A 19,792-nucleotide genomic window follows, 5' to 3' on the forward strand; every position below is an offset into this window, starting at 1 on the left:
AACACCCCATGCAGCTTTCTTCGCTCACTGCGGTTTCCCCTGTTGACGGCCGCTACGCCGGCAAAACCCAGGCCCTGCGCCCAATTTTCAGCGAATACGGCCTGATCCGTGCTCGCGTTCTGGTTGAAGTGCGCTGGCTCCAGCGCCTGGCCGCTCATCCTGGTATCAACGAAGTGCCGGCGTTCTCCGCCGAAGCCAACGCTGTGCTGAACACCCTGGCGGAAAACTTCGCTCTGGAGCACGCCGAGCGTGTCAAAGAGATCGAGCGCACCACCAACCACGACGTAAAAGCCATCGAATACCTGCTCAAAGAGCAAGCGGCCAAGCTGCCGGAACTGGCCAAGGTCAGCGAATTCATCCACTTCGCCTGCACCAGCGAGGACATCAACAACCTGTCCCACGCCCTGATGCTGCGCGAAGGCCGTGATGACGTGATGCTGCCGCTGATGCGCCAAACCGCCGAAGCCATCCGCGAACTGGCCATCCGTTTCGCTGACGTGCCGATGCTGTCGCGCACCCACGGTCAACCGGCTTCGCCGACCACCCTGGGCAAAGAGCTGGCGAACGTGGTGTACCGTCTGGAGCGTCAAATCGCTCAAGTCGCGGCCGTTCCGCTGCTGGGCAAGATCAACGGCGCTGTGGGCAACTACAACGCTCACCTGTCGGCCTACCCTGAGATCGATTGGGAAGAGAACGCCCGCGCCTTCATCGAAGACGAGCTGGGCCTGGGCTTCAACCCGTACACCACACAAATCGAACCGCACGACTACATCGCCGAGCTGTTCGACGCGATCGCGCGCTTCAACACCATCCTGATCGACTTCGACCGCGACATCTGGGGCTACATCTCCCTGGGTTATTTCAAGCAGCGCACCATCGCTGGCGAAATCGGTTCGTCGACCATGCCGCACAAGGTCAACCCGATCGACTTCGAGAACTCCGAAGGCAACCTGGGCATCGCCAACGCACTGTTCCAGCACCTGGCGAGCAAGCTGCCGATTTCCCGCTGGCAGCGCGACCTGACCGACTCCACCGTACTGCGCAACCTCGGTGTCGGCTTCGCCCACAGCGTGATCGCGTACGAAGCCAGCCTCAAAGGCATCAGCAAACTGGAGCTCAACGCTCAGAAAATTGCTGCTGACCTGGACGCGTGCTGGGAAGTATTGGCCGAGCCAATCCAGACCGTGATGCGTCGCTACAACATCGAAAACCCGTACGAAAAACTGAAAGAGTTGACCCGTGGCAAGGGCATCAGCCCTGAAGCACTGCAAACTTTCATCGACGGTCTGGACATGCCAGCCGCCGCCAAGGCCGAGCTGAAACTGCTCACCCCGGCGAACTACATCGGTAACGCTGTAGAGCAAGCCAAACGCATCTGATCGACCGCTTTACCCTTTTGAGACGCCCGGCAGCGCCGGGCGTTTTTATTCCCGTCTGAAAAGTGCATTTTTTCAATAGGTTACACATGAATCCTGATATTCCTCTTCAACTTCTGGGCGGCATCACGGCGCGCGAATTCCTGCGCGACTACTGGCAGAAAAAACCCCTGCTGATCCGTCAGGCGATTCCTGAATTCGAAAGCCCGATCGACGCCGACGAACTGGCCGGCCTGGCGCTGGAAGAAGAAGTCGAATCGCGCCTGGTGATCGAGCACGGCGAGCGTCCTTGGGAAATGCGTCGCGGCCCGTTCGCCGAAGACGAATTCAGCAAGTTGCCGGAAACCGAGTGGACCCTGCTGGTGCAAGCGGTCGACCAATTCGTGCCGGAAGTCAGCGAACTGCTGGAGAACTTCCGCTTCCTGCCGAGCTGGCGCGTCGACGACGTGATGATCAGCTTCGCCGCCCCGGGTGGCAGCGTCGGTCCACACTTTGATAACTACGATGTGTTCCTGCTGCAAGGTCACGGCAAGCGTAACTGGAAGATCGGCCAGATGTGCGACTCCGAGAGCAAGCTGCTGCCCCACGCAGACCTGCGCATCCTCGCCGACTTCGAAGCCACCGACGAGTGGGTCCTGGAACCGGGCGACATGCTCTACCTGCCGCCGCGCCTGGCCCATTGCGGCGTTGCGGTGGATGACTGCATGACCTACTCGGTCGGCTTCCGCGCCCCGAGCGCCTCTGAAGTGCTGACTCACTTCACCGACTTCCTCAGCCAGTTCCTGACTGACGAAGAGCGCTACACCGACGCCGACGCCCTGCCGGCGGTCGATCCACACCAGATTCAGCACGACGCCCTTGATCGCTTGAAGGCTTTGCTGGCCGAGCACATGAGCGACGAGCGCCTGCTGCTGACCTGGTTCGGCCAATACATGACCGAACCGCGCTACCCGGAACTGGTGGTCGGCCCGGAAGAAGTCGAAGAAGAAGACTTCCTCGCCAGCCTGGAACAAGGCGCTGTGCTGATCCGCAACCCGAGCGCGCGCATGGCCTGGTCCGAAGTCGATGACGACCTGCTGCTGTTCGCCAGCGGCCAGAGCCGTTACCTGCCGGGCAAACTGCGCGAGCTGCTGAAAATGATTTGCGCCGCCGACGCCCTGCACACCGACAACCTTGGCCAGTGGCTGAACGACGAAGACGGTCGCGGCCTGCTGTGTGAACTGGTCAAGCAAGGCAGCCTGGGGTTTGCTGATGAATAAAATTCACGTACGTGTCGCAGACTGGCAGAAGGACATCGCCGAGATCCGGCGCATTCGTGAGACGGTGTTCATCGCCGAGCAATCCGTTCCGCCTGAACTGGAATGGGATGCTGATGACGCAACGGCGGTGCATTTTCTGGCCTTCGAAGGCGACTTTCCGATTGGCACCGCTCGCTTGCTGCCCGACGGCCACGTCGGCCGGGTATCGGTACTGAAAGACTGGCGCGGATTGAAAGTCGGCGATGCGCTGATGCAAGCGGTGATCGGTGAAGCCGAGAAGCGCGGGCTCAAGCAGCAGATGTTGAGCGCACAGGTACAGGCCACGGCGTTCTATGAGCGCCTGGGCTTCAGCCTGGTCAGTGAGGAATTCCTGGAAGCAGGCATTCCGCATGTGGACATGGTGCGGCACTCCGCTTGAGACTTTGTGGTGAGGGGGCAAGCCCCCTCACCACAGGGAACACCACAAAACGCCCCGCCATCTTCGGATGCCGGGGCGTTTTGCTGTCTACGATTCAACTTGCCCCACGCCAGGCCGACAAACTGGCAATATCAACACTTCAAGATGTCGGAGATAACGGATATGTCCCTACGCACCCTGCTCACCACGCTGCTGCTGACCTGCAGTTTTTCGGTCATGGCCGCCACCGAGATCGTGCCACTGAACTACCGCACCAGTGCCGACATGCTGCCGATGGCCCAGGATTTCATCGGTAAGGATGGCCAGGTCAGTGCTTACGGCAACCAACTGATCGTTAATGCCGATCAGCGCAAGATCGACGAACTTAAAGCCTTGATCACGCAACTCGATGTGGCCGCCAAACGTCTGCTGATCACTGTCGACACCAACGAAAACAACTTCCAGGGCGATCAGGGTTACTCGGTAAACGGCGCGAAACCGAGTCAGACCCGCATCATCAATCGCAGCACCGACAGCCGTGACGGCGGGATTCAGCAGGTCCAGGCCAGCGAAGGGGCGCCGGCACTGATCCAGGTCGGCCAGAGCGTTCCGCTCACCAGCACTCAGACTGATTCCTACGGCGATCTGCGAAGCCAGACCGAATACCGCAACGTCACCCAGGGTTTCTACGTCACCGCCAGCGTCACCGGCGACATCGTTCACCTGGCGATCAGCACCAATCGTGACCGCATGAGCCAAGAACGTCCCGATGTAGTGAATGTGCAAAGTACCGACACAACTGTCACTGGACGACTGGGTGAATGGATCACCCTGGCCGGCGTGAACCGCCAGACTCAGGCCGACAAACAGGGCCAGACCCGCAGCTACTCGACTCAGGGCCGAGATGACATGACCCTGCGGGTGAAAGTCGATACTTTGGACTAAACCACCGAAAACTGACTGATTAGTCGTATTAGACCAAAGATGTAGTGCCATAAAAAAAGCACTACAAAACGTTTGACGATACAAAAAAGCGAAGGCATGATGGCCTCGCTCCCGCTAATCAGGGGCCCTGGCAAGGGCCTTCGAGGCGCCGTTCGCACCTACCCCGCGAGCCGCTTCGTGTCTGTACCGCCCACAAGGTGTGTTTGACGAGGTTGCCGACTGGAACGAAGTTGTCCCGAGGGACGGAAGCGTAATTAGGTAACCCGGCTCCACACTGAAGTTCGTACCAAGGCCCACGACGCCCGAATGCGCTCGCCAGTTCGCCCTTACCTGCTCACTTCCCCTCGAGCCCATCGTTCATCCCGTCGCCATCCCCGCCGAATCCGACTTGACCAACTAAGCTTCTGGTCAGCGAGCGCATGAATTTTCCACCGCAGAACAACTTTCCGTAAAAGACGCGACGAGGTTTATCTCCATGGCACTGACACGCGAACAGCAAATTGCAGCCCTCGAAAAAGATTGGGCTGAAAACCCACGCTGGAAAGGCGTGACACGCGCTTACTCCGCTGCTGACGTCGTCCGCCTGCGTGGCTCGGTTCAACCTGAGCACACCTTTGCAAAATTGGGCGCCGAGAAGCTTTGGAACCTGGTAACCCAGGGCGCCAAGCCGTCCTTCCGTCCTGAGAAAGATTTCGTCAACTGCATGGGCGCCCTGACCGGCGGCCAGGCTGTACAACAAGTTAAAGCCGGTATCCAGGCGATCTACCTGTCGGGCTGGCAAGTCGCTGCGGACAACAACTCCGCCGAATCGATGTACCCGGACCAGTCGCTGTACCCGGTGGATTCGGTTCCAACCGTGGTCAAGCGCATCAACAACTCGTTCCGTCGTGCTGACCAGATCCAGTGGAAAGCCGGCAAAGGCCCGGGCGATGAAGGCTACATCGACTACTTCGCTCCGATCGTGGCTGATGCTGAAGCCGGTTTCGGCGGCGTACTGAACGCTTACGAGTTGATGAAGAGCATGATCGAAGCAGGCGCCGCCGGCGTTCACTTCGAAGACCAACTGGCTTCCGTGAAAAAATGCGGCCACATGGGCGGCAAGGTACTGGTTCCTACCCAGGAAGCTGTACAGAAGCTGACCGCTGCCCGTCTGGCGGCTGACGTTGCCGGTACTCCGACCATCATTCTGGCCCGTACCGACGCTAACGCGGCTGACCTGCTGACTTCCGATTGCGACCCGTACGACAAAGAGTTCGTGACTGGCGAACGTACTCAGGAAGGTTTCTACAAAGTGCGAGCTGGTCTTGACCAGGCGATCTCCCGCGGCCTGGCCTACGCGCCGTACGCCGATCTGATCTGGTGCGAAACCGCCAAGCCGGATTTGGACGAGGCTCGTCGCTTCGCTGAAGCGATCAAAAAGGAATACCCGGACCAACTGCTGTCGTACAACTGCTCGCCTTCCTTCAACTGGAAGAAAAACCTGGACGACGCGACCATCGCCAAGTTCCAGCGCGAACTGTCCGCCATGGGCTACAAGCATCAGTTCATCACCCTGGCCGGCATTCACAACATGTGGCACAGCATGTTCAACCTGGCGCACGACTACGCCCGTAACGACATGACTGCCTACGTGAAGCTGCAAGAGCAAGAGTTCGCTGACGCTGCCAAGGGTTACACCTTCGTGGCTCACCAGCAGGAAGTGGGCACCGGCTACTTCGACGACATGACCACCGTTATTCAAGGTGGCTCGTCTTCGGTGACCGCGCTGACCGGTTCGACTGAAGAAGAACAGTTCCACTGATCTGCTTCACCTGAGCAAACGGCCGTTGCGGACCGAATAGAAAGCTAACCGCAACGTCGCACATCTGACGCCCCGACTGGTTCGGGGCGTTTTTTTTGCCCGCGATTTCACTCGCACGCTCCCACAAAAAGCGCTGAAAATCATTGATCCAGAGCAGTTTTTCGAGCACGAAAAGAAGGTAAAACTACCCCGAGCGCTACTTGTAGTAACGCGCCTATATGACAACTTCCCAGCCACCCACCCGTTAAACAGTTTAAAAACAGACCCAAACAATATTGATTATCATTTAGCCGCAACTATGTTCGTTACATTCCCTACAAAACAATATTGATGAAATCCCGGCTAATGCCCGCAGCGCATGGGCTGCGGGGCCTTGGAGGTGCGCTATGTCCTTATTCTATTAAATAATTTCGCTATCTGAATTTTACTTGCACGGTGATGTGCCATAAAATCAGCGGGATTGATTGCTGCGACATATCGTCACTGCTTTGTTTCTTTTCAAGCTCAGAGACCTTTGCTCTCTGTTAAGGATTACCAGCATGCCCGAAGCGACAGGACTCATGGCCCACAACTGGGGCTTTGCCATTTTCCTTCTGGGCGTCGTCGGCCTTTGTGCCTTCATGCTCGGCGTCTCCAGCCTCCTCGGGTCAAAAGCCTGGGGCCGCAGCAAAAACGAACCGTTCGAATCCGGCATGCTGCCTACAGGTGGCGCCCGTCTGCGGCTCTCTGCAAAATTCTATCTGGTCGCGATGCTCTTCGTGATCTTCGATATCGAAGCCCTTTTTCTCTTTGCCTGGTCTGTGTCCGTCCGCGAAAGCGGCTGGACCGGATTCGTCGAAGCTCTCGTTTTCATAGCAATTCTGTTGGCAGGCCTTGTCTACCTATTCCGAGTGGGCGCCCTTGACTGGGCTCCTGAAGCTCGTCGTAAGCGGCAAGCGAAGCTGAAACAATGAGGCTTTGGCAATGCAATACAATCTCACCAGGATCGACCCCGATGCTCCTAACGAGCAGTATCCGATTGGCGAACGGGAAACCGTTTCCGATCCGTTAGAAGATCAAGTCCACAAAAACATTTTCATGGGCAAGCTCGAAGACGTGCTTAACGGCACGATCAACTGGGGGCGCAAGAACTCCCTGTGGCCGTACAACTTCGGTCTTTCGTGCTGCTACGTGGAAATGACCACCGCCTTCACGGCGCCCCACGACATCGCGCGCTTTGGCGCCGAGGTTATCCGGGCATCGCCGCGTCAGGCGGATTTCATGGTTATCGCCGGTACCTGCTTCATCAAGATGGCGCCGATCATTCAGCGTCTCTACGAGCAAATGCTCGAACCTAAATGGGTTATCTCCATGGGTTCGTGCGCCAACTCCGGTGGCATGTACGACATCTACTCCGTCGTTCAAGGGGTGGACAAGTTCCTGCCCGTGGACGTCTACGTGCCTGGCTGCCCGCCCCGCCCTGAAGCTTTTCTGCAAGGCTTGATGCTTTTGCAGGAGTCGATTGGACAGGAGCGTCGCCCACTTTCCTGGGTCGTCGGCGATCAAGGCGTGTACCGCGCCGAGATGCCTTCGCAAAAGGAACAGCGCCGCGAACAGCGAATCGCAGTCACCAACCTGCGCAGCCCCGACGAAGTCTGATCCAGATCTGCTTCTTTTATAGAACGAGACACTGGCTTCATTCTTTACGTTGACCGAAAGCGATAAATAACCATGACTACAGGCAGTGCTCTGTACATCCCGCCTTATAAGGCAGACGACCAGGATGTGGTCGTCGAACTGAACAATCGTTTTGGCCCCGAGGCGTTCACCGCCCAGCCTACCCGCACCGGCATGCCGGTGCTTTGGGTTGCCCGCGCCAAACTCGTCGAAGTCCTGACCTTCCTGCGCAACCTGCCCAAGCCGTACGTCATGCTCTATGACCTGCACGGCGTGGATGAGCGTCTGCGCACCAAGCGTCAAGGGCTGCCTAGCGGCGCCGACTTCACTGTGTTCTATCACTTGATGTCGATCGAACGTAATAGTGACGTAATGATCAAGGTCGCCTTGTCCGAGAGCGACCTCAGCGTGCCGACCGTGACCGGCATCTGGCCGAACGCCAACTGGTACGAGCGTGAAGTGTGGGACATGTACGGCATCAACTTTGCCGGTCACCCGCACCTGACCCGCATCATGATGCCGCCGACCTGGGAAGGTCACCCGCTGCGCAAGGACTTCCCGGCCCGTGCCACCGAGTTCGACCCGTTCAGCCTGACCCTGGCCAAGCAACAGCTTGAGGAAGAAGCCGCGCGCTTCAAGCCTGAAGACTGGGGCATGAAGCGTTCCGGTGCGAACGAGGACTACATGTTCCTCAACCTCGGTCCTAACCACCCTTCCGCGCACGGTGCGTTCCGCATCATTCTGCAGCTGGACGGTGAAGAGATCGTCGATTGCGTACCGGACGTCGGGTACCACCACCGTGGTGCCGAGAAGATGGCCGAGCGTCAGTCCTGGCACAGCTTCATTCCGTACACCGACCGTATCGACTACCTCGGCGGCGTGATGAACAACCTGCCGTACGTGCTCTCGGTCGAGAAGCTGGCCGGCATCAAGGTGCCCGAGAAGGTCGACGTCATCCGCATCATGATGGCCGAGTTCTTCCGGATTACCAGCCACCTGCTGTTCCTGGGGACTTACATCCAGGACGTCGGTGCAATGACCCCGGTGTTCTTCACGTTCACCGACCGTCAAAAGGCGTACACGGTGATCGAAGCCATTACCGGCTTCCGTCTGCACCCGGCCTGGTACCGCATCGGTGGCGTCGCTCACGACCTGCCGCGCGGCTGGGAAAAACTGGTGAAAGACTTCATCGAGTGGATGCCAAAGCGTCTGGACGAATACCAGAAAGCCGCACTGGACAACAGCATCCTGCGTGGCCGGACCATCGGCGTCGCCGCCTACAACACCAAAGAAGCCCTGGAATGGGGCGTCACCGGTTCCGGCCTGCGTTCGACCGGTTGCGATTTCGACCTGCGCAAGGCTCGTCCGTACTCTGGTTACGAGAACTTCGAATTCGAAGTGCCGCTGGCGGCCAATGGCGATGCCTACGACCGTTGCATCGTGCGCGTCGAAGAAATGCGCCAGAGCCTGAAGATCATCGAGCAGTGCATGCGCAACATGCCGGAAGGCCCTTACAAGGCGGATCACCCGCTGACCACACCGCCACCGAAAGAGCGCACCCTGCAGCACATCGAGACCCTGATCACGCACTTCCTGCAAGTTTCGTGGGGCCCGGTCATGCCGGCCAACGAATCCTTCCAGATGATCGAAGCGACCAAGGGCATCAACAGTTATTACCTGACGAGCGATGGCGGCACCATGAGCTACCGCACCCGGATTCGCACCCCAAGCTTCCCGCACCTGCAGCAGATCCCTTCGGTGATCAAAGGCAGCATGGTCGCGGACTTGATCGCGTACCTGGGTAGTATCGATTTCGTTATGGCCGACGTGGACCGCTAAGCATGAACAGCACGCTTATCCAGACAGACCGTTTCGCCCTGAGCGAAACCGAGCGCTCGGCCATTGAGCACGAGCTGCATCACTACGAAGACCCGCGCGCGGCGTCGATCGAAGCCCTGAAGATCGTCCAGAAGGAACGTGGCTGGGTGCCTGACGGCGCGCTCTACGCCATCGGCGAGATCCTCGGCATCCCGGCCAGCGACGTTGAGGGCGTGGCGACGTTCTATAGCCAGATCTTCCGTCAGCCGGTCGGCCGTCACATCATTCGCGTCTGCGACAGCATGGTCTGCTACATCGGCGGCCATGAATCGGTAGTCAGCGAAATCCAGAGCAATCTGGGCATCGGCCTGGGTCAGACCACCGCCGACGGTCGTTTCACCCTGCTGCCGGTCTGCTGCCTCGGCAACTGCGACAAGGCGCCGGCGTTGATGATCGACGACGACACTTTCGGTGATGTGCAGCCTGCCGGCGTTGCCAAATTGCTCGAGGGCTACGTATGACCCTGACTTCCTTCGGTCCAGCCAACCGCATCAAGCGTTCGGCCGAGACTCACCCGCTCACCTGGCGTCTGCGTGACGACGGCGAAGCTGTCTGGCTCGACGAGTACCAGGCCAAGAACGGTTACGCGGCTGCGCGCAAGGCCTTCGCCGACATGGCTCAGGACGACATCGTCCAGACCGTGAAAGACTCGGGTCTTAAAGGTCGCGGCGGTGCAGGCTTCCCCACGGGCGTTAAGTGGGGCCTGATGCCCAAAGACGAATCCATCAACATCCGCTACCTGCTGTGCAACGCGGACGAGATGGAACCGAACACCTGGAAAGACCGCATGCTGATGGAGCAACTGCCCCATCTGCTGATCGAAGGCATGCTGATCAGTGCTCGCGCGCTGAAAACCTACCGTGGCTACATCTTCCTGCGTGGCGAATACACCACCGCCGCCAAGCACCTGAACCGTGCCGTGGAAGAAGCCAAGGCAGCGGGCCTGCTGGGTAAAAACATTCTGGGCAGTGGCTTCGATTTCGAGCTGTTCGTCCACACCGGCGCCGGGCGTTACATCTGCGGTGAAGAGACCGCACTGATCAACTCCCTCGAAGGCCGCCGCGCCAACCCGCGCTCCAAGCCGCCCTTCCCGGCCGCCGTTGGCGTGTGGGGCAAGCCGACCTGCGTGAACAACGTTGAAACCCTGTGCAACGTGCCGGCGATCATTGCCGACGGCGTGGAGTGGTACAAATCGTTGGCACGTGAAGGCAGTGAAGACATGGGCACCAAGCTCATGGGCTTCTCCGGCAAGGTCAAGAACCCGGGCCTGTGGGAATTGCCGTTCGGCGTCACCGGTCGCGAGTTGTTCGAAGACTACGCCGGCGGCATGCGCGACGGTTACAAGCTCAAGTGCTGGCAGCCAGGCGGCGCCGGTACCGGTTTCCTGTTGCCGGAACACCTGGACGCACAAATGTACGCCGGCGGCATCGCCAAAGTGGGCACCCGTATGGGTACCGGCCTGGCCATGGCGGTGGACGACAGCGTCAACATGGTTTCCCTGCTGCGCAACATGGAAGAGTTCTTCTCCCGCGAATCCTGCGGCTTCTGCACCCCGTGCCGTGACGGTTTGCCGTGGAGCGTCAAGCTTCTGCGCGCCATCGAGAACGGTGAAGGGCAAGCCGGCGATATCGAGACCCTGCTGGGTCTGGTCGGTTTCCTCGGCCCAGGCAAGACCTTCTGTGCTCACGCACCGGGCGCCGTGGAGCCGTTGGGCAGCGCAATCAAATACTTCCGCCATGAGTTCGAAGCCGGCATCGCGCCTACCAGCGCCGTCGTCCCGCCTCTGGCAAGGCCGATCGTAGTCGGCGCGTAAACGCTTAAAAAAGCGAAGGGTCCGTGCCCTTCGCTTTGTCGTGTGATGACGCCGCAAGCGGCTGTGTTGATTCACGCGAATAACAAGATTCCATTAGCCACGCCCGCTGACACCGGGCCAACGAAGAACTTTGAACCATGGCCACTATCCACGTAGACGGCAAAGAGCTCGAAGTCGATGGGGCAGACAACCTGTTACAGGCATGTCTGTCGCTAGGCCTCGATATCCCTTATTTCTGCTGGCACCCAGCCCTCGGCAGCGTTGGCGCTTGCCGCCAGTGCGCGGTCAAGCAGTACACCGACGAAAACGACAAGCGTGGTCGGATCGTCATGTCGTGCATGACGCCAGCTACCGACGGCAGCTGGATCTCCATCGACGACGAAGAAGCGAAAGTGTTTCGCGCCAGCGTCGTTGAATGGCTGATGACCAACCACCCTCACGACTGCCCGGTCTGTGAGGAAGGCGGTCACTGTCACCTGCAAGACATGACGGTGATGACCGGCCACAACGAGCGCCGTTATCGCTTCACCAAGCGTACCCACCAGAACCAGCAACTGGGCCCGTTCATTTCCCACGAAATGAACCGCTGCATCGCTTGCTACCGTTGCGTGCGCTTCTATAAAGACTACGCCGGCGGCACCGACCTCGGTGTATTCGGCGCCCACGACAACGTGTACTTCGGTCGCGTTGAAGACGGCACCCTGGAAAGCGAGTTCTCCGGCAACCTCACCGAGGTCTGCCCGACCGGTGTGTTCACCGACAAGACTCACTCCGAGCGCTACAACCGCAAGTGGGACATGCAGTTCTCGCCGAGCATCTGCCATGGCTGCTCCAGCGGTTGCAACATCTCCCCGGGCGAGCGTTACGGTGAACTGCGTCGTATCGAAAACCGTTTCAACGGTTCGGTAAACCAGTACTTCCTGTGCGACCGTGGCCGTTTCGGCTATGGCTACGTCAACCGCAAGGATCGCCCGCGTCAGGCATTGCTGGCCAACGGCGCCAAGCTGACCCTCGACGAAGCGCTGGATAAAGCCGCCGATCTGCTGCGCGGTCGTAACATCGTCGGTATCGGTTCGCCACGCGCCAGCCTCGAAAGCAACTACGCGTTGCGCGAACTGGTCGGCGCCGAGCACTTCTACTCTGGTATCGAAGCTGCCGAGCTGGAACGCATTCGTCTGGTCATGCAGGTGCTCAAAGACAGCCCGCTGCCGATCCCGAACATGCGCGACATCGAAGACCACGACGCGATCTTCGTCCTCGGTGAAGACCTGACCCAGACTGCTGCGCGCATGGCCCTGTCCCTGCGTCAATCGGTTAAAGGCAAAGCCGAAGACATGGCCGACGCCATGCGCGTTCAGCCTTGGCTCGACGCCGCCGTGAAGAACATCGGTCAGAACGCGCTGAACCCGCTGTTCATCGCCAGCCTGGCCGAAACCAAGCTCGACGACATCGCTGAAGAATGCGTTCACGCCGCGCCAGACGACCTGGCCCGCATCGGTTTCGCCGTGGCTCACGCCCTCGACGCCAGCGCGCCTGCCGTTGAAGGTCTGGACGCTGAAGCTCTGGAGCTGGCCAAGCGTATCGCCGATGCCCTGCTCGCTGCCAAGCGCCCACTGATCATTGCCGGTACCTCGTTGGGTTCCAAGGCGCTGATCGAAGCCGCGGCGAACATCGCCAAAGCGCTGAAGCTGCGCGAGAAAAACGGTTCCATCAGCCTGATCGTGCCAGAGGCCAACAGCCTCGGCCTGGCCATGCTCGGTGGCGACTCGGTCGATGCCGCGCTGCAAGCCGTGATCGACGGTAAAGCTGACGCCATCGTCGTGCTGGAAAACGATCTGTACACCCGTACCGACAAAGCCCGTGTCGATGCAGCCCTGAACGCCGCGAAAGTGCTGATCGTCGCGGACCATCAGAAGACCGCCACCAGCGATCGCGCGCACCTGGTTCTGCCAGCCGCCAGCTTCGCTGAAGGCGACGGTACGCTGGTCAGCCAGGAAGGCCGCGCCCAGCGTTTCTTCCAGGTCTTCGACCCGACTTACCTGGATGCGAGCATCATGGTTCACGAAGGCTGGCGCTGGCTGCATGCCCTGCGCGCCACCCTGTTGAACCAGCCGATCGACTGGACCCAACTGGACCACGTCACTGCTGCCTGTGCCGCAAGCACTCCGCAACTGGCCGGCATTGTCACCGCCGCACCGTCCGCCGCGTTCCGCATCAAAGGCCTGAAACTGGCTCGTGAACCGCTGCGTTACTCCGGTCGTACCGCCATGCGCGCCGACATCAGCGTGCACGAACCGCGTACTTCCCAGGACAACGACACCGCGTTCTCGTTCTCCATGGAAGGTTACTCGGGCTCGGTCGAACCGCGTCAGCAAGTGCCATTCGCCTGGTCTCCGGGCTGGAACTCGCCGCAAGCCTGGAACAAGTTCCAGGACGAAGTCGGTGGTCATATCCGCGCTGGCGACCCGGGCACCCGCCTGATCGAAAGCACCGGTGACTCGCTGAACTGGTTCGCCAGTGTTCCGCGTGCGTTCAACCCGGCTCCGGGCACTTGGCAAGTTGTGCCGTTCTTCCACCTATTCGGCAGCGAAGAGAACTCTTCCAAAGCCGCGCCGGTTCAGGAACGCATCCCGGCCGCTTACGTGTCGCTGGCCAAATCCGAAGCCGACCGTTTGGGTGTCAATGACGGCGCCCTGCTGAGCTTGAGCGTTGCTGGCCAGACCCTGCGTCTGCCGCTGCGCATCAACGAAGAGCTGGGTGCCGGTCTGGTCGCATTGCCGGCCGGTATCGCCGGCATTCCGCCAGCGATCTTTGGCAAATCCGTTGACGGTCTGCAGGAGGCAGCTCAATGACCTGGTTCACGCCTGAAGTGATTGACGTGATCATCGCGGTCCTCAAGGCCATCGTGATTCTGCTCGCCGTCGTGGTGTGCGGCGCGCTGCTGAGCTGGGTCGAGCGTCGTTTGCTCGCCCTCTGGCAGGACCGTTACGGTCCGAATCGCGTCGGCCCGTTCGGCGCGTTCCAGATTGCGGCCGACATGATCAAGATGTTCTTCAAGGAAGACTGGACCCCGCCGTTCGCCGACAAAGTGATCTTCACCCTGGCGCCGGTCGTGGCCATGAGCGCCTTGCTGATTGCCTTTGCGATCATCCCGATCACCCCGACCTGGGGTGTGGCGGACATCAACATCGGCATCCTGTTCTTCTTCGCCATGGCCGGTCTGTCGGTCTACGCGGTGCTGTTCGCCGGCTGGTCGAGTAACAACAAGTTCGCCCTGCTGGGCAGCTTGCGGGCCTCGGCGCAAACCGTGTCGTACGAAGTGTTCATGGGCCTGTCGCTGATGGGCATCGTGATCCAGGTTGGCTCGTTCAACATGCGCGACATCGTTGAATACCAGGCGCAGAACCTGTGGTTCGTCATCCCGCAGATCTTCGGTTTCCTGACCTTCTTCATTGCCGGCGTCGCCGTGACTCACCGTCACCCGTTCGACCAGCCGGAAGCGGAGCAGGAACTGGCCGACGGTTACCACATTGAATACGCCGGCATGAAATGGGGCATGTTCTTCGTCGGCGAGTACATCGGCATTGTGTTGATTTCGGCGCTGCTGGTGACCCTGTTCTTCGGTGGCTGGCACGGTCCGTTCGGCATCCTGCCGCAGATCCCGTTCATCTGGTTCGCACTGAAAACCGCGTTCTTCATCATGTTCTTCATCCTGTTGCGCGCCTCGATTCCGCGCCCACGGTATGACCAAGTGATGGATTTCAGCTGGAAGTTCTGCCTGCCGCTGACCCTCGTCAACATGCTGGTGACCGCTGCGATCGTGTTGCTCAACACGCCCGCCGTCGCGGCTCAGTGAGGATAGAGAATCATGAAGTACATATTTGACATCGTGCATGGCTTCTTCACCCAGCTTCGCAGCCTGGTGATGATTTTTGGCCACGCCTTCCGCAAGCGCGACACGCTGCAATACCCGGAAGAGGCGGTGTACCTGCCGCCGCGCTTCCGTGGCCGTATCGTGCTGACCCGCGACCCCGACGGCGAAGAGCGCTGTGTAGCCTGCAACCTGTGCGCCGTGGCGTGCCCGGTTGGCTGCATCTCGCTGCAGAAAGCTGAAACCGATGACGGTCGCTGGTACCCGGAGTTTTTCCGCATCAACTTCTCGCGCTGCATTTTCTGCGGCCTCTGCGAGGAAGCCTGCCCGACCACCGCGATCCAGCTGACACCGGATTTCGAGATGGCCGAGTTCAAACGTCAGGACCTGGTGTACGAGAAAGAAGATCTGTTGATCTCCGGCCCCGGCAAAAACCCTGATTACAACTTCTATCGTGTTGCAGGTATGGCGATTGCCGGTAAGCCGAAAGGCGCCGCGCAGAATGAAGCCGAACCGATCAACGTGAAGAGCTTGCTGCCTTAAGGAAGAAAGATGGAATTCGCTTTCTATTTCGCATCGGGTATCGCTGTGGTGTCCACGCTTCGCGTGATCACCAACACCAACCCTGTGCACGCCCTGCTCTACCTGATCATTTCGCTGATTGCCGTGGCGATGACGTTTTTCGCCCTCGGCGCGCCGTTCGCCGGTGTGCTGGAAGTGATCGCCTACGCTGGCGCCATCATGGTGCTGTTCGTGTTCGTGGTGATGATGCTGAACCTGGGCCCGGCCTCGGTTCAGCAAGAGCGCGTCTGGCTCAAGCCCGGCATCTGGCTCGGCCCGGTCGCACTCGGCACCCTGCTGCTGGTTGAGCTGCTGTACGTGCTGTTCAGCGACGCCAGCGGTCAGGCCATCGGCCACACCACCGTAGACGCCAAGGCCGTGGGCATCAGCCTGTTCGGTCCTTACCTGCTGGTGGTCGAACTCGCCTCGATGTTGCTGCTCGCCGCAGCCGTCACGGCGTTCCACTTGGGCCGCAACGAAGCCAAGGAGCAATGACGATGCCTGCTATCCCTTTGGAGCATGGTCTGGCGGTCGCCGGCATCCTGTTCTGCCTCGGTCTGGTTGGCCTGATGGTCCGCCGCAACATTCTTTTCGTGCTGATGAGCCTGGAGGTCATGATGAATGCCTCCGCTTTGGCCTTCATCGTCGCCGGTAGCCGCTGGGGTCAGCCGGATGGACAGATCATGTTCATCCTGGTGATCAGCCTGGCAGCCGCCGAGGCCAGTATTGGCCTGGCGATTCTGTTGCAGCTGTATCGCCGCTTCCACACTCTCGATATCGACGCTGCCAGCGAGATGCGCGGATGAATCTTCTCTATCTGACTTTCGTATTCCCTCTCATAGGTTTCCTGCTGCTGGCGTTCTCACGCGGCCGCCTCTCGGAAAACCTGTCGGCGCTGATCGGCGTCGGCTCCATTGGTCTGTCGGCCATCGTCACGGCTTATGTGATCTGGCAGTTCAACGTTGCGCCACCTGAAGGCGGTCACTACACGCAAGTGTTGTGGCAGTGGATGGCGGTGGAAGGCTTTACGCCTAACTTCGCGCTGTACCTGGATGGTCTGTCCCTGACCATGCTCGGTGTGGTGGTCGGCGTCGGCTTCCTGATCCACCTGTTCGCGTCCTGGTACATGCGTGGTGAAGCCGGTTACTCGCGCTTTTTCGCCTACACCAACCTGTTTATCGCGAGCATGCTGTTCCTGGTCCTGGGCGATAACCTGTTGTTCCTGTACTTCGGTTGGGAAGGCGTGGGCCTGTGCTCGTACCTGTTGATCGGTTTCTACTACAGCAACCGCAACAACGGTAACGCGGCACTGAAAGCCTTCATCGTGACCCGGATCGGCGACGTGTTCATGGCCATCGGCCTGTTCATCCTGTTCGCGCAACTGGGCACGCTGAACATCCAGGAACTGCTGGTGCTGGCGCCACAGAAATTCCAGGCCGGTGACTTCTGGATGGTCATGGCGACCCTGATGCTGCTGGGCGGCGCTGTCGGTAAATCCGCGCAACTGCCGCTGCAAACCTGGCTGGCGGACGCGATGGCCGGTCCTACTCCGGTTTCGGCACTGATCCACGCCGCAACCATGGTGACCGCCGGTGTTTACCTGATCGCCCGTACCCACGGCCTGTTTTCCCTGGCGCCGGATATCCTGCACCTGGTTGGCGTCGTCGGCGGTGTGACCCTGGTACTCGCCGGTTTTGCCGCACTGGTTCAGACCGACATCAAACGTATCCTCGCCTACTCGACCATGAGCCAGATCGGCTACATGTTCCTGGCGCTGGGCGTGGGTGCGTGGGATGGCGCGATCTTCCACCTGATGACCCACGCCTTCTTCAAGGCGCTGCTGTTCCTTGCGTCCGGTGCGGTGATCGTTGCCTGCCACCACGAGCAGAACATCTTCAAGATGGGCGGCCTGTGGAAGAAACTGCCACTGGCCTACGCCAGCTTCATCGTCGGTGGTGCCGCTCTGGCAGCCTTGCCACTGGTGACCGCAGGCTTCTACTCCAAGGACGAAATCCTCTGGGAAGCGTTCGCCAGCGGCAACCACGGTCTGCTGTATGCAGGTCTGGTCGGTGCGTTCATGACGTCGCTGTACACCTTCCGCCTGATCTTCATCGCGTTCCACGGTGAAGTGAAGACCGAAGCGCACGCCGGTCACGGCATCGCTCACTGGCTGCCACTGTCGGTGCTGATCGTATTGTCCACCGCCATTGGCGCGATGATCGTTCCACCACTGCACGGCGTGCTGCCGGAAAGCGTCGGCCATGCCGGCGGCGAAGCCAAGCACAGTCTGGAAATCGCGTCGGGCGCCATCGCCCTGGCCGGTATCCTGCTGGCCGCGCTGCTGTTCCTGGGCAAGCGTCGTTTCGTCACTGCAATCGCCAACAGCGGCATCGGCCGCTTCCTTTCGGCCTGGTGGTTCGCTGCCTGGGGCTTCGACTGGATTTACGACAAACTGTTCGTCAAGCCATACCTTGCGATCAGCCACGCACTGCGCAGAGACCCGCTCGACCAGACCATCGGTCTGATCCCGCGTATGGCAAAAGGTGGTCACACCGCCCTGAGCCGTACCGAAACCGGTCAACTGCGTTGGTACGCGGCATCGATGGCAGCCGGCTCCGTGCTGGTCATCGGCGCCATCGTGCTGGTAGCGGTCTGATATGAACCTTGCGAACTTGCGAAAGGAATTGAGCCCGTCATGATTCTGCCTTGGCTAATCCTGATCCCCTTCATCGGCGGCCTGCTGTGCTGGATGGGTGAGCGCTTCGGCGCTACCCTCCCCCGCTGGATTGCGCTGATCACCATGTCCCTGTTGCTCTCCCTCGGCCTCTGGCTGTGGGCCAACGGTGACTATTCACTTGCCCCGGCGCCTGGCGCCGATCCGAGCTGGGTGCTTGAGTTCAAGCACATCTGGATCGAGCGCTTCGGCATCAGCGTGCACCTGGCCCTCGACGGCCTGTCGCTGTTGATGATCATGCTGACCGGTCTGCTGGGTATCCTCTCGGTACTCTGCTCGTGGAAAGAGATCCAGCGTCACGTTGGCTTCTTCCACTTGAACCTGATGTGGATCCTGGGCGGTGTCGTCGGTGTGTTCCTCGCCCTCGACCTGTTCATGTTCTTCTTCTTCTGGGAAATGATGCTGGTGCCGATGTACTTCCTCATCGCGCTCTGGGGTCACAGTTCTTCGGACGGCAAGAAAACCCGGATCTACGCCGCGACCAAGTTCTTCATCTTCACTCAGGCTTCCGGCCTGATCATGTTGGTGGCGATCCTGGGTCTGGTCCTGGTCAACTTCGACGACACCGGCGTGATTACCTTCAACTACGCCGACCTGTTGAAGACCAAGATGTCGCTGACCACCGAGTACATCCTGATGCTCGGCTTCTTTATCGCCTTCGCGGTGAAGCTGCCAGTGGTGCCGTTCCACTCCTGGTTGCCTGACGCTCACGCCCAGGCGCCGACCGCGGGTTCGGTCGACCTGGCCGGTATCTTGTTGAAGACGGCTGCTTACGGTCTGCTGCGTTTCGCCCTGCCGCTGTTCCCGAATGCCTCGGCCGAGTTCGCGCCGTTCGCCATGACCCTGGGTCTGATCGGGATCTTCTACGGTGCGTTCCTGGCGTTCGCGCAAACCGACATCAAGCGTCTGGTCGCGTACTCCAGCGTTTCGCACATGGGCTTCGTGCTGATCGGCATCTACTCCGGCAGCCAACTGGCGCTGCAGGGCGCGGTGATGCTGATGCTCGCGCACGGCCTGTCGGCGGCGGCACTCTTTATCTTGTGTGGCCAACTCTACGAGCGCACTCACACTCGCGACATGCGTGAAATGGGTGGCCTGTGGTCGAAGATCGCCTACCTGCCAGGCGTCAGCCTGTTCTTCGCGGCGGCCTCCCTGGGCTTGCCGGCGACCGGTAACTTCGTCGGCGAATTCCTGATCCTGATCGGCACGTTCCCTGCCGCCCCATGGATCACTATCATCGCGACGTCCGGTCTGGTGTTCGGTTCGGTCTACTCGCTGATCATGATTCACCGTGCCTACTTCGGCCCGTCCAAATCGGACGTGGTGCTGCATGGCATGGATGGTCGCGAACTGATCATGGTGGTCGGTCTGGCAGCGTTGCTGATTTACATCGGCGTGTACCCGCAACCGTTCCTCGATACCTCTGCTGCGACGATGCATGGCGTGCAGCAATGGCTCGGCACCGCCTTCACTCAACTCGCTTCGGCCCGGTAAGAGCGCT

17 protein-coding genes are annotated in these 19,792 nt (G+C 59.8%); all 17 read left to right on the forward strand.

All coding sequences use genetic code 11. The features are described from left to right. Positions 1-8 precede the first annotated feature (8 nt). The 17 genes from purB to nuoM all read left to right on the forward strand — a co-directional run bounded on the left by purB (position 9) and on the right by nuoM (position 19,785). Complete coding sequence (gene purB, locus QFX16_RS18715) at positions 9-1,379, forward strand: adenylosuccinate lyase (RefSeq protein ID WP_283180866.1); 1,371 nt, start codon at positions 9-11, stop codon at positions 1,377-1,379. Between the two features lie 86 nt (positions 1,380-1,465). Next, on the forward strand, positions 1,466-2,635 hold the full coding sequence (locus QFX16_RS18720) for a ribosomal protein uL16 3-hydroxylase (protein ID WP_283180867.1): 1,170 nt from the start codon (positions 1,466-1,468) through the stop codon (positions 2,633-2,635). Further along, positions 2,628-3,053 (forward strand): GNAT family N-acetyltransferase, encoded by a 426-nt coding sequence (locus QFX16_RS18725; protein ID WP_123366301.1) that lies wholly within the window; start codon positions 2,628-2,630, stop codon positions 3,051-3,053. Before QFX16_RS18720 ends, QFX16_RS18725 begins: the two co-directional genes overlap by 8 nt. Before the next feature lie 162 nt (positions 3,054-3,215). Beyond that, a complete protein-coding gene (locus tag QFX16_RS18730; protein ID WP_283180868.1) occupies positions 3,216-3,977 on the forward strand; it encodes a secretin N-terminal domain-containing protein in 762 nt (253 codons plus the stop codon). A 475-nt stretch (positions 3,978-4,452) separates the two neighbouring features. Continuing rightward, positions 4,453-5,778 (forward strand): isocitrate lyase, encoded by a 1,326-nt coding sequence (gene aceA / locus QFX16_RS18735; RefSeq protein ID WP_282377694.1) that lies wholly within the window; start codon positions 4,453-4,455, stop codon positions 5,776-5,778. A gap of 539 nt (positions 5,779-6,317) precedes the next feature. Next, positions 6,318-6,731, forward strand: coding sequence for an NADH-quinone oxidoreductase subunit A (locus QFX16_RS18740; RefSeq protein ID WP_003223812.1), 414 nt, complete (start codon positions 6,318-6,320; stop codon positions 6,729-6,731). A 10-nt stretch (positions 6,732-6,741) separates the two neighbouring features. Then, positions 6,742-7,416 carry a NuoB/complex I 20 kDa subunit family protein gene (locus QFX16_RS18745; protein WP_008146035.1) on the forward strand — a complete coding sequence of 225 codons (675 nt, stop codon included), beginning with the start codon at positions 6,742-6,744 and terminating at the stop codon, positions 7,414-7,416. Between the two features lie 72 nt (positions 7,417-7,488). Then, a complete protein-coding gene (gene nuoC, locus QFX16_RS18750) occupies positions 7,489-9,273 on the forward strand; it encodes an NADH-quinone oxidoreductase subunit C/D (RefSeq protein ID WP_008146037.1) in 1,785 nt (594 codons plus the stop codon). Between the two features lie 2 nt (positions 9,274-9,275). Then, positions 9,276-9,773 (forward strand): NADH-quinone oxidoreductase subunit NuoE, encoded by a 498-nt coding sequence (gene nuoE / locus QFX16_RS18755; protein ID WP_008146039.1) that lies wholly within the window; start codon positions 9,276-9,278, stop codon positions 9,771-9,773. After that, entirely contained in the window at positions 9,770-11,125 is a 1,356-nt protein-coding gene (gene nuoF, locus QFX16_RS18760; protein ID WP_283180869.1) for an NADH-quinone oxidoreductase subunit NuoF, read from the forward strand. The genes nuoE and nuoF overlap by 4 nt, the downstream gene beginning before the upstream one ends. 137 nt (positions 11,126-11,262) lie before the next feature. Next, complete coding sequence (gene nuoG, locus QFX16_RS18765) at positions 11,263-13,977, forward strand: NADH-quinone oxidoreductase subunit NuoG (protein WP_283180870.1); 2,715 nt, start codon at positions 11,263-11,265, stop codon at positions 13,975-13,977. Then, positions 13,974-14,981 (forward strand): NADH-quinone oxidoreductase subunit NuoH, encoded by a 1,008-nt coding sequence (gene nuoH, locus QFX16_RS18770; protein WP_008146046.1) that lies wholly within the window; start codon positions 13,974-13,976, stop codon positions 14,979-14,981. The genes nuoG and nuoH overlap by 4 nt, the downstream gene beginning before the upstream one ends. 12 nt (positions 14,982-14,993) lie before the next feature. Next, positions 14,994-15,539, forward strand: coding sequence for an NADH-quinone oxidoreductase subunit NuoI (gene nuoI / locus QFX16_RS18775; RefSeq protein ID WP_019648466.1), 546 nt, complete (start codon positions 14,994-14,996; stop codon positions 15,537-15,539). 9 nt (positions 15,540-15,548) lie between these two features. Then, positions 15,549-16,052 carry an NADH-quinone oxidoreductase subunit J gene (gene nuoJ, locus QFX16_RS18780; RefSeq protein ID WP_007905076.1) on the forward strand — a complete coding sequence of 168 codons (504 nt, stop codon included), beginning with the start codon at positions 15,549-15,551 and terminating at the stop codon, positions 16,050-16,052. Positions 16,053-16,054: 2 nt separating this feature from the next. Next, a complete protein-coding gene (gene nuoK, locus QFX16_RS18785) occupies positions 16,055-16,363 on the forward strand; it encodes an NADH-quinone oxidoreductase subunit NuoK (protein ID WP_007905077.1) in 309 nt (102 codons plus the stop codon). Continuing rightward, positions 16,360-18,213 (forward strand): NADH-quinone oxidoreductase subunit L, encoded by a 1,854-nt coding sequence (gene nuoL / locus QFX16_RS18790; RefSeq protein WP_283180871.1) that lies wholly within the window; start codon positions 16,360-16,362, stop codon positions 18,211-18,213. The genes nuoK and nuoL overlap by 4 nt, the downstream gene beginning before the upstream one ends. A gap of 39 nt (positions 18,214-18,252) precedes the next feature. Beyond that, the gene (gene nuoM, locus QFX16_RS18795) at positions 18,253-19,785 is read left to right on the forward strand and encodes an NADH-quinone oxidoreductase subunit M (protein ID WP_283180872.1); all 1,533 of its coding nucleotides are present in this window, start codon (positions 18,253-18,255) and stop codon (positions 19,783-19,785) included. Positions 19,786-19,792: the final 7 nt, after the last annotated feature.

Origin of the sequence: Pseudomonas svalbardensis (genome assembly GCF_030053115.1) — a bacterium.
GTDB lineage: Bacteria > Pseudomonadota > Gammaproteobacteria > Pseudomonadales > Pseudomonadaceae > Aquipseudomonas > Aquipseudomonas svalbardensis.

Excerpts from the sequence above, each read along its gene's own strand:
- QFX16_RS18745 (WP_008146035.1), top strand. The coding sequence starts at position 6,742 with ATGCAATACAATCTCACCAGGATCGACCCCGATGCTCCTAACGAGCAG.
- nuoI (WP_019648466.1), top strand. The coding sequence starts at position 14,994 with ATGAAGTACATATTTGACATCGTGCATGGCTTCTTCACCCAGCTTCGC.
- nuoK (WP_007905077.1), top strand. The coding sequence starts at position 16,055 with ATGCCTGCTATCCCTTTGGAGCATGGTCTGGCGGTCGCCGGCATCCTG.
- QFX16_RS18740 (WP_003223812.1), top strand. The coding sequence starts at position 6,318 with ATGCCCGAAGCGACAGGACTCATGGCCCACAACTGGGGCTTTGCCATT.
- aceA (WP_282377694.1), top strand. The coding sequence starts at position 4,453 with ATGGCACTGACACGCGAACAGCAAATTGCAGCCCTCGAAAAAGATTGG.
- nuoC (WP_008146037.1), top strand. The coding sequence starts at position 7,489 with ATGACTACAGGCAGTGCTCTGTACATCCCGCCTTATAAGGCAGACGAC.
- QFX16_RS18730 (WP_283180868.1), top strand. The coding sequence starts at position 3,216 with ATGTCCCTACGCACCCTGCTCACCACGCTGCTGCTGACCTGCAGTTTT.
- purB (WP_283180866.1), top strand. The coding sequence starts at position 9 with ATGCAGCTTTCTTCGCTCACTGCGGTTTCCCCTGTTGACGGCCGCTAC.
- QFX16_RS18725 (WP_123366301.1), top strand. The coding sequence starts at position 2,628 with ATGAATAAAATTCACGTACGTGTCGCAGACTGGCAGAAGGACATCGCC.
- QFX16_RS18720 (WP_283180867.1), top strand. The coding sequence starts at position 1,466 with ATGAATCCTGATATTCCTCTTCAACTTCTGGGCGGCATCACGGCGCGC.
- nuoL (WP_283180871.1), top strand. The coding sequence starts at position 16,360 with ATGAATCTTCTCTATCTGACTTTCGTATTCCCTCTCATAGGTTTCCTG.
- nuoG (WP_283180870.1), top strand. The coding sequence starts at position 11,263 with ATGGCCACTATCCACGTAGACGGCAAAGAGCTCGAAGTCGATGGGGCA.
- nuoM (WP_283180872.1), top strand. The coding sequence starts at position 18,253 with ATGATTCTGCCTTGGCTAATCCTGATCCCCTTCATCGGCGGCCTGCTG.
- nuoJ (WP_007905076.1), top strand. The coding sequence starts at position 15,549 with ATGGAATTCGCTTTCTATTTCGCATCGGGTATCGCTGTGGTGTCCACG.
- nuoF (WP_283180869.1), top strand. The coding sequence starts at position 9,770 with ATGACCCTGACTTCCTTCGGTCCAGCCAACCGCATCAAGCGTTCGGCC.
- nuoE (WP_008146039.1), top strand. The coding sequence starts at position 9,276 with ATGAACAGCACGCTTATCCAGACAGACCGTTTCGCCCTGAGCGAAACC.
- nuoH (WP_008146046.1), top strand. The coding sequence starts at position 13,974 with ATGACCTGGTTCACGCCTGAAGTGATTGACGTGATCATCGCGGTCCTC.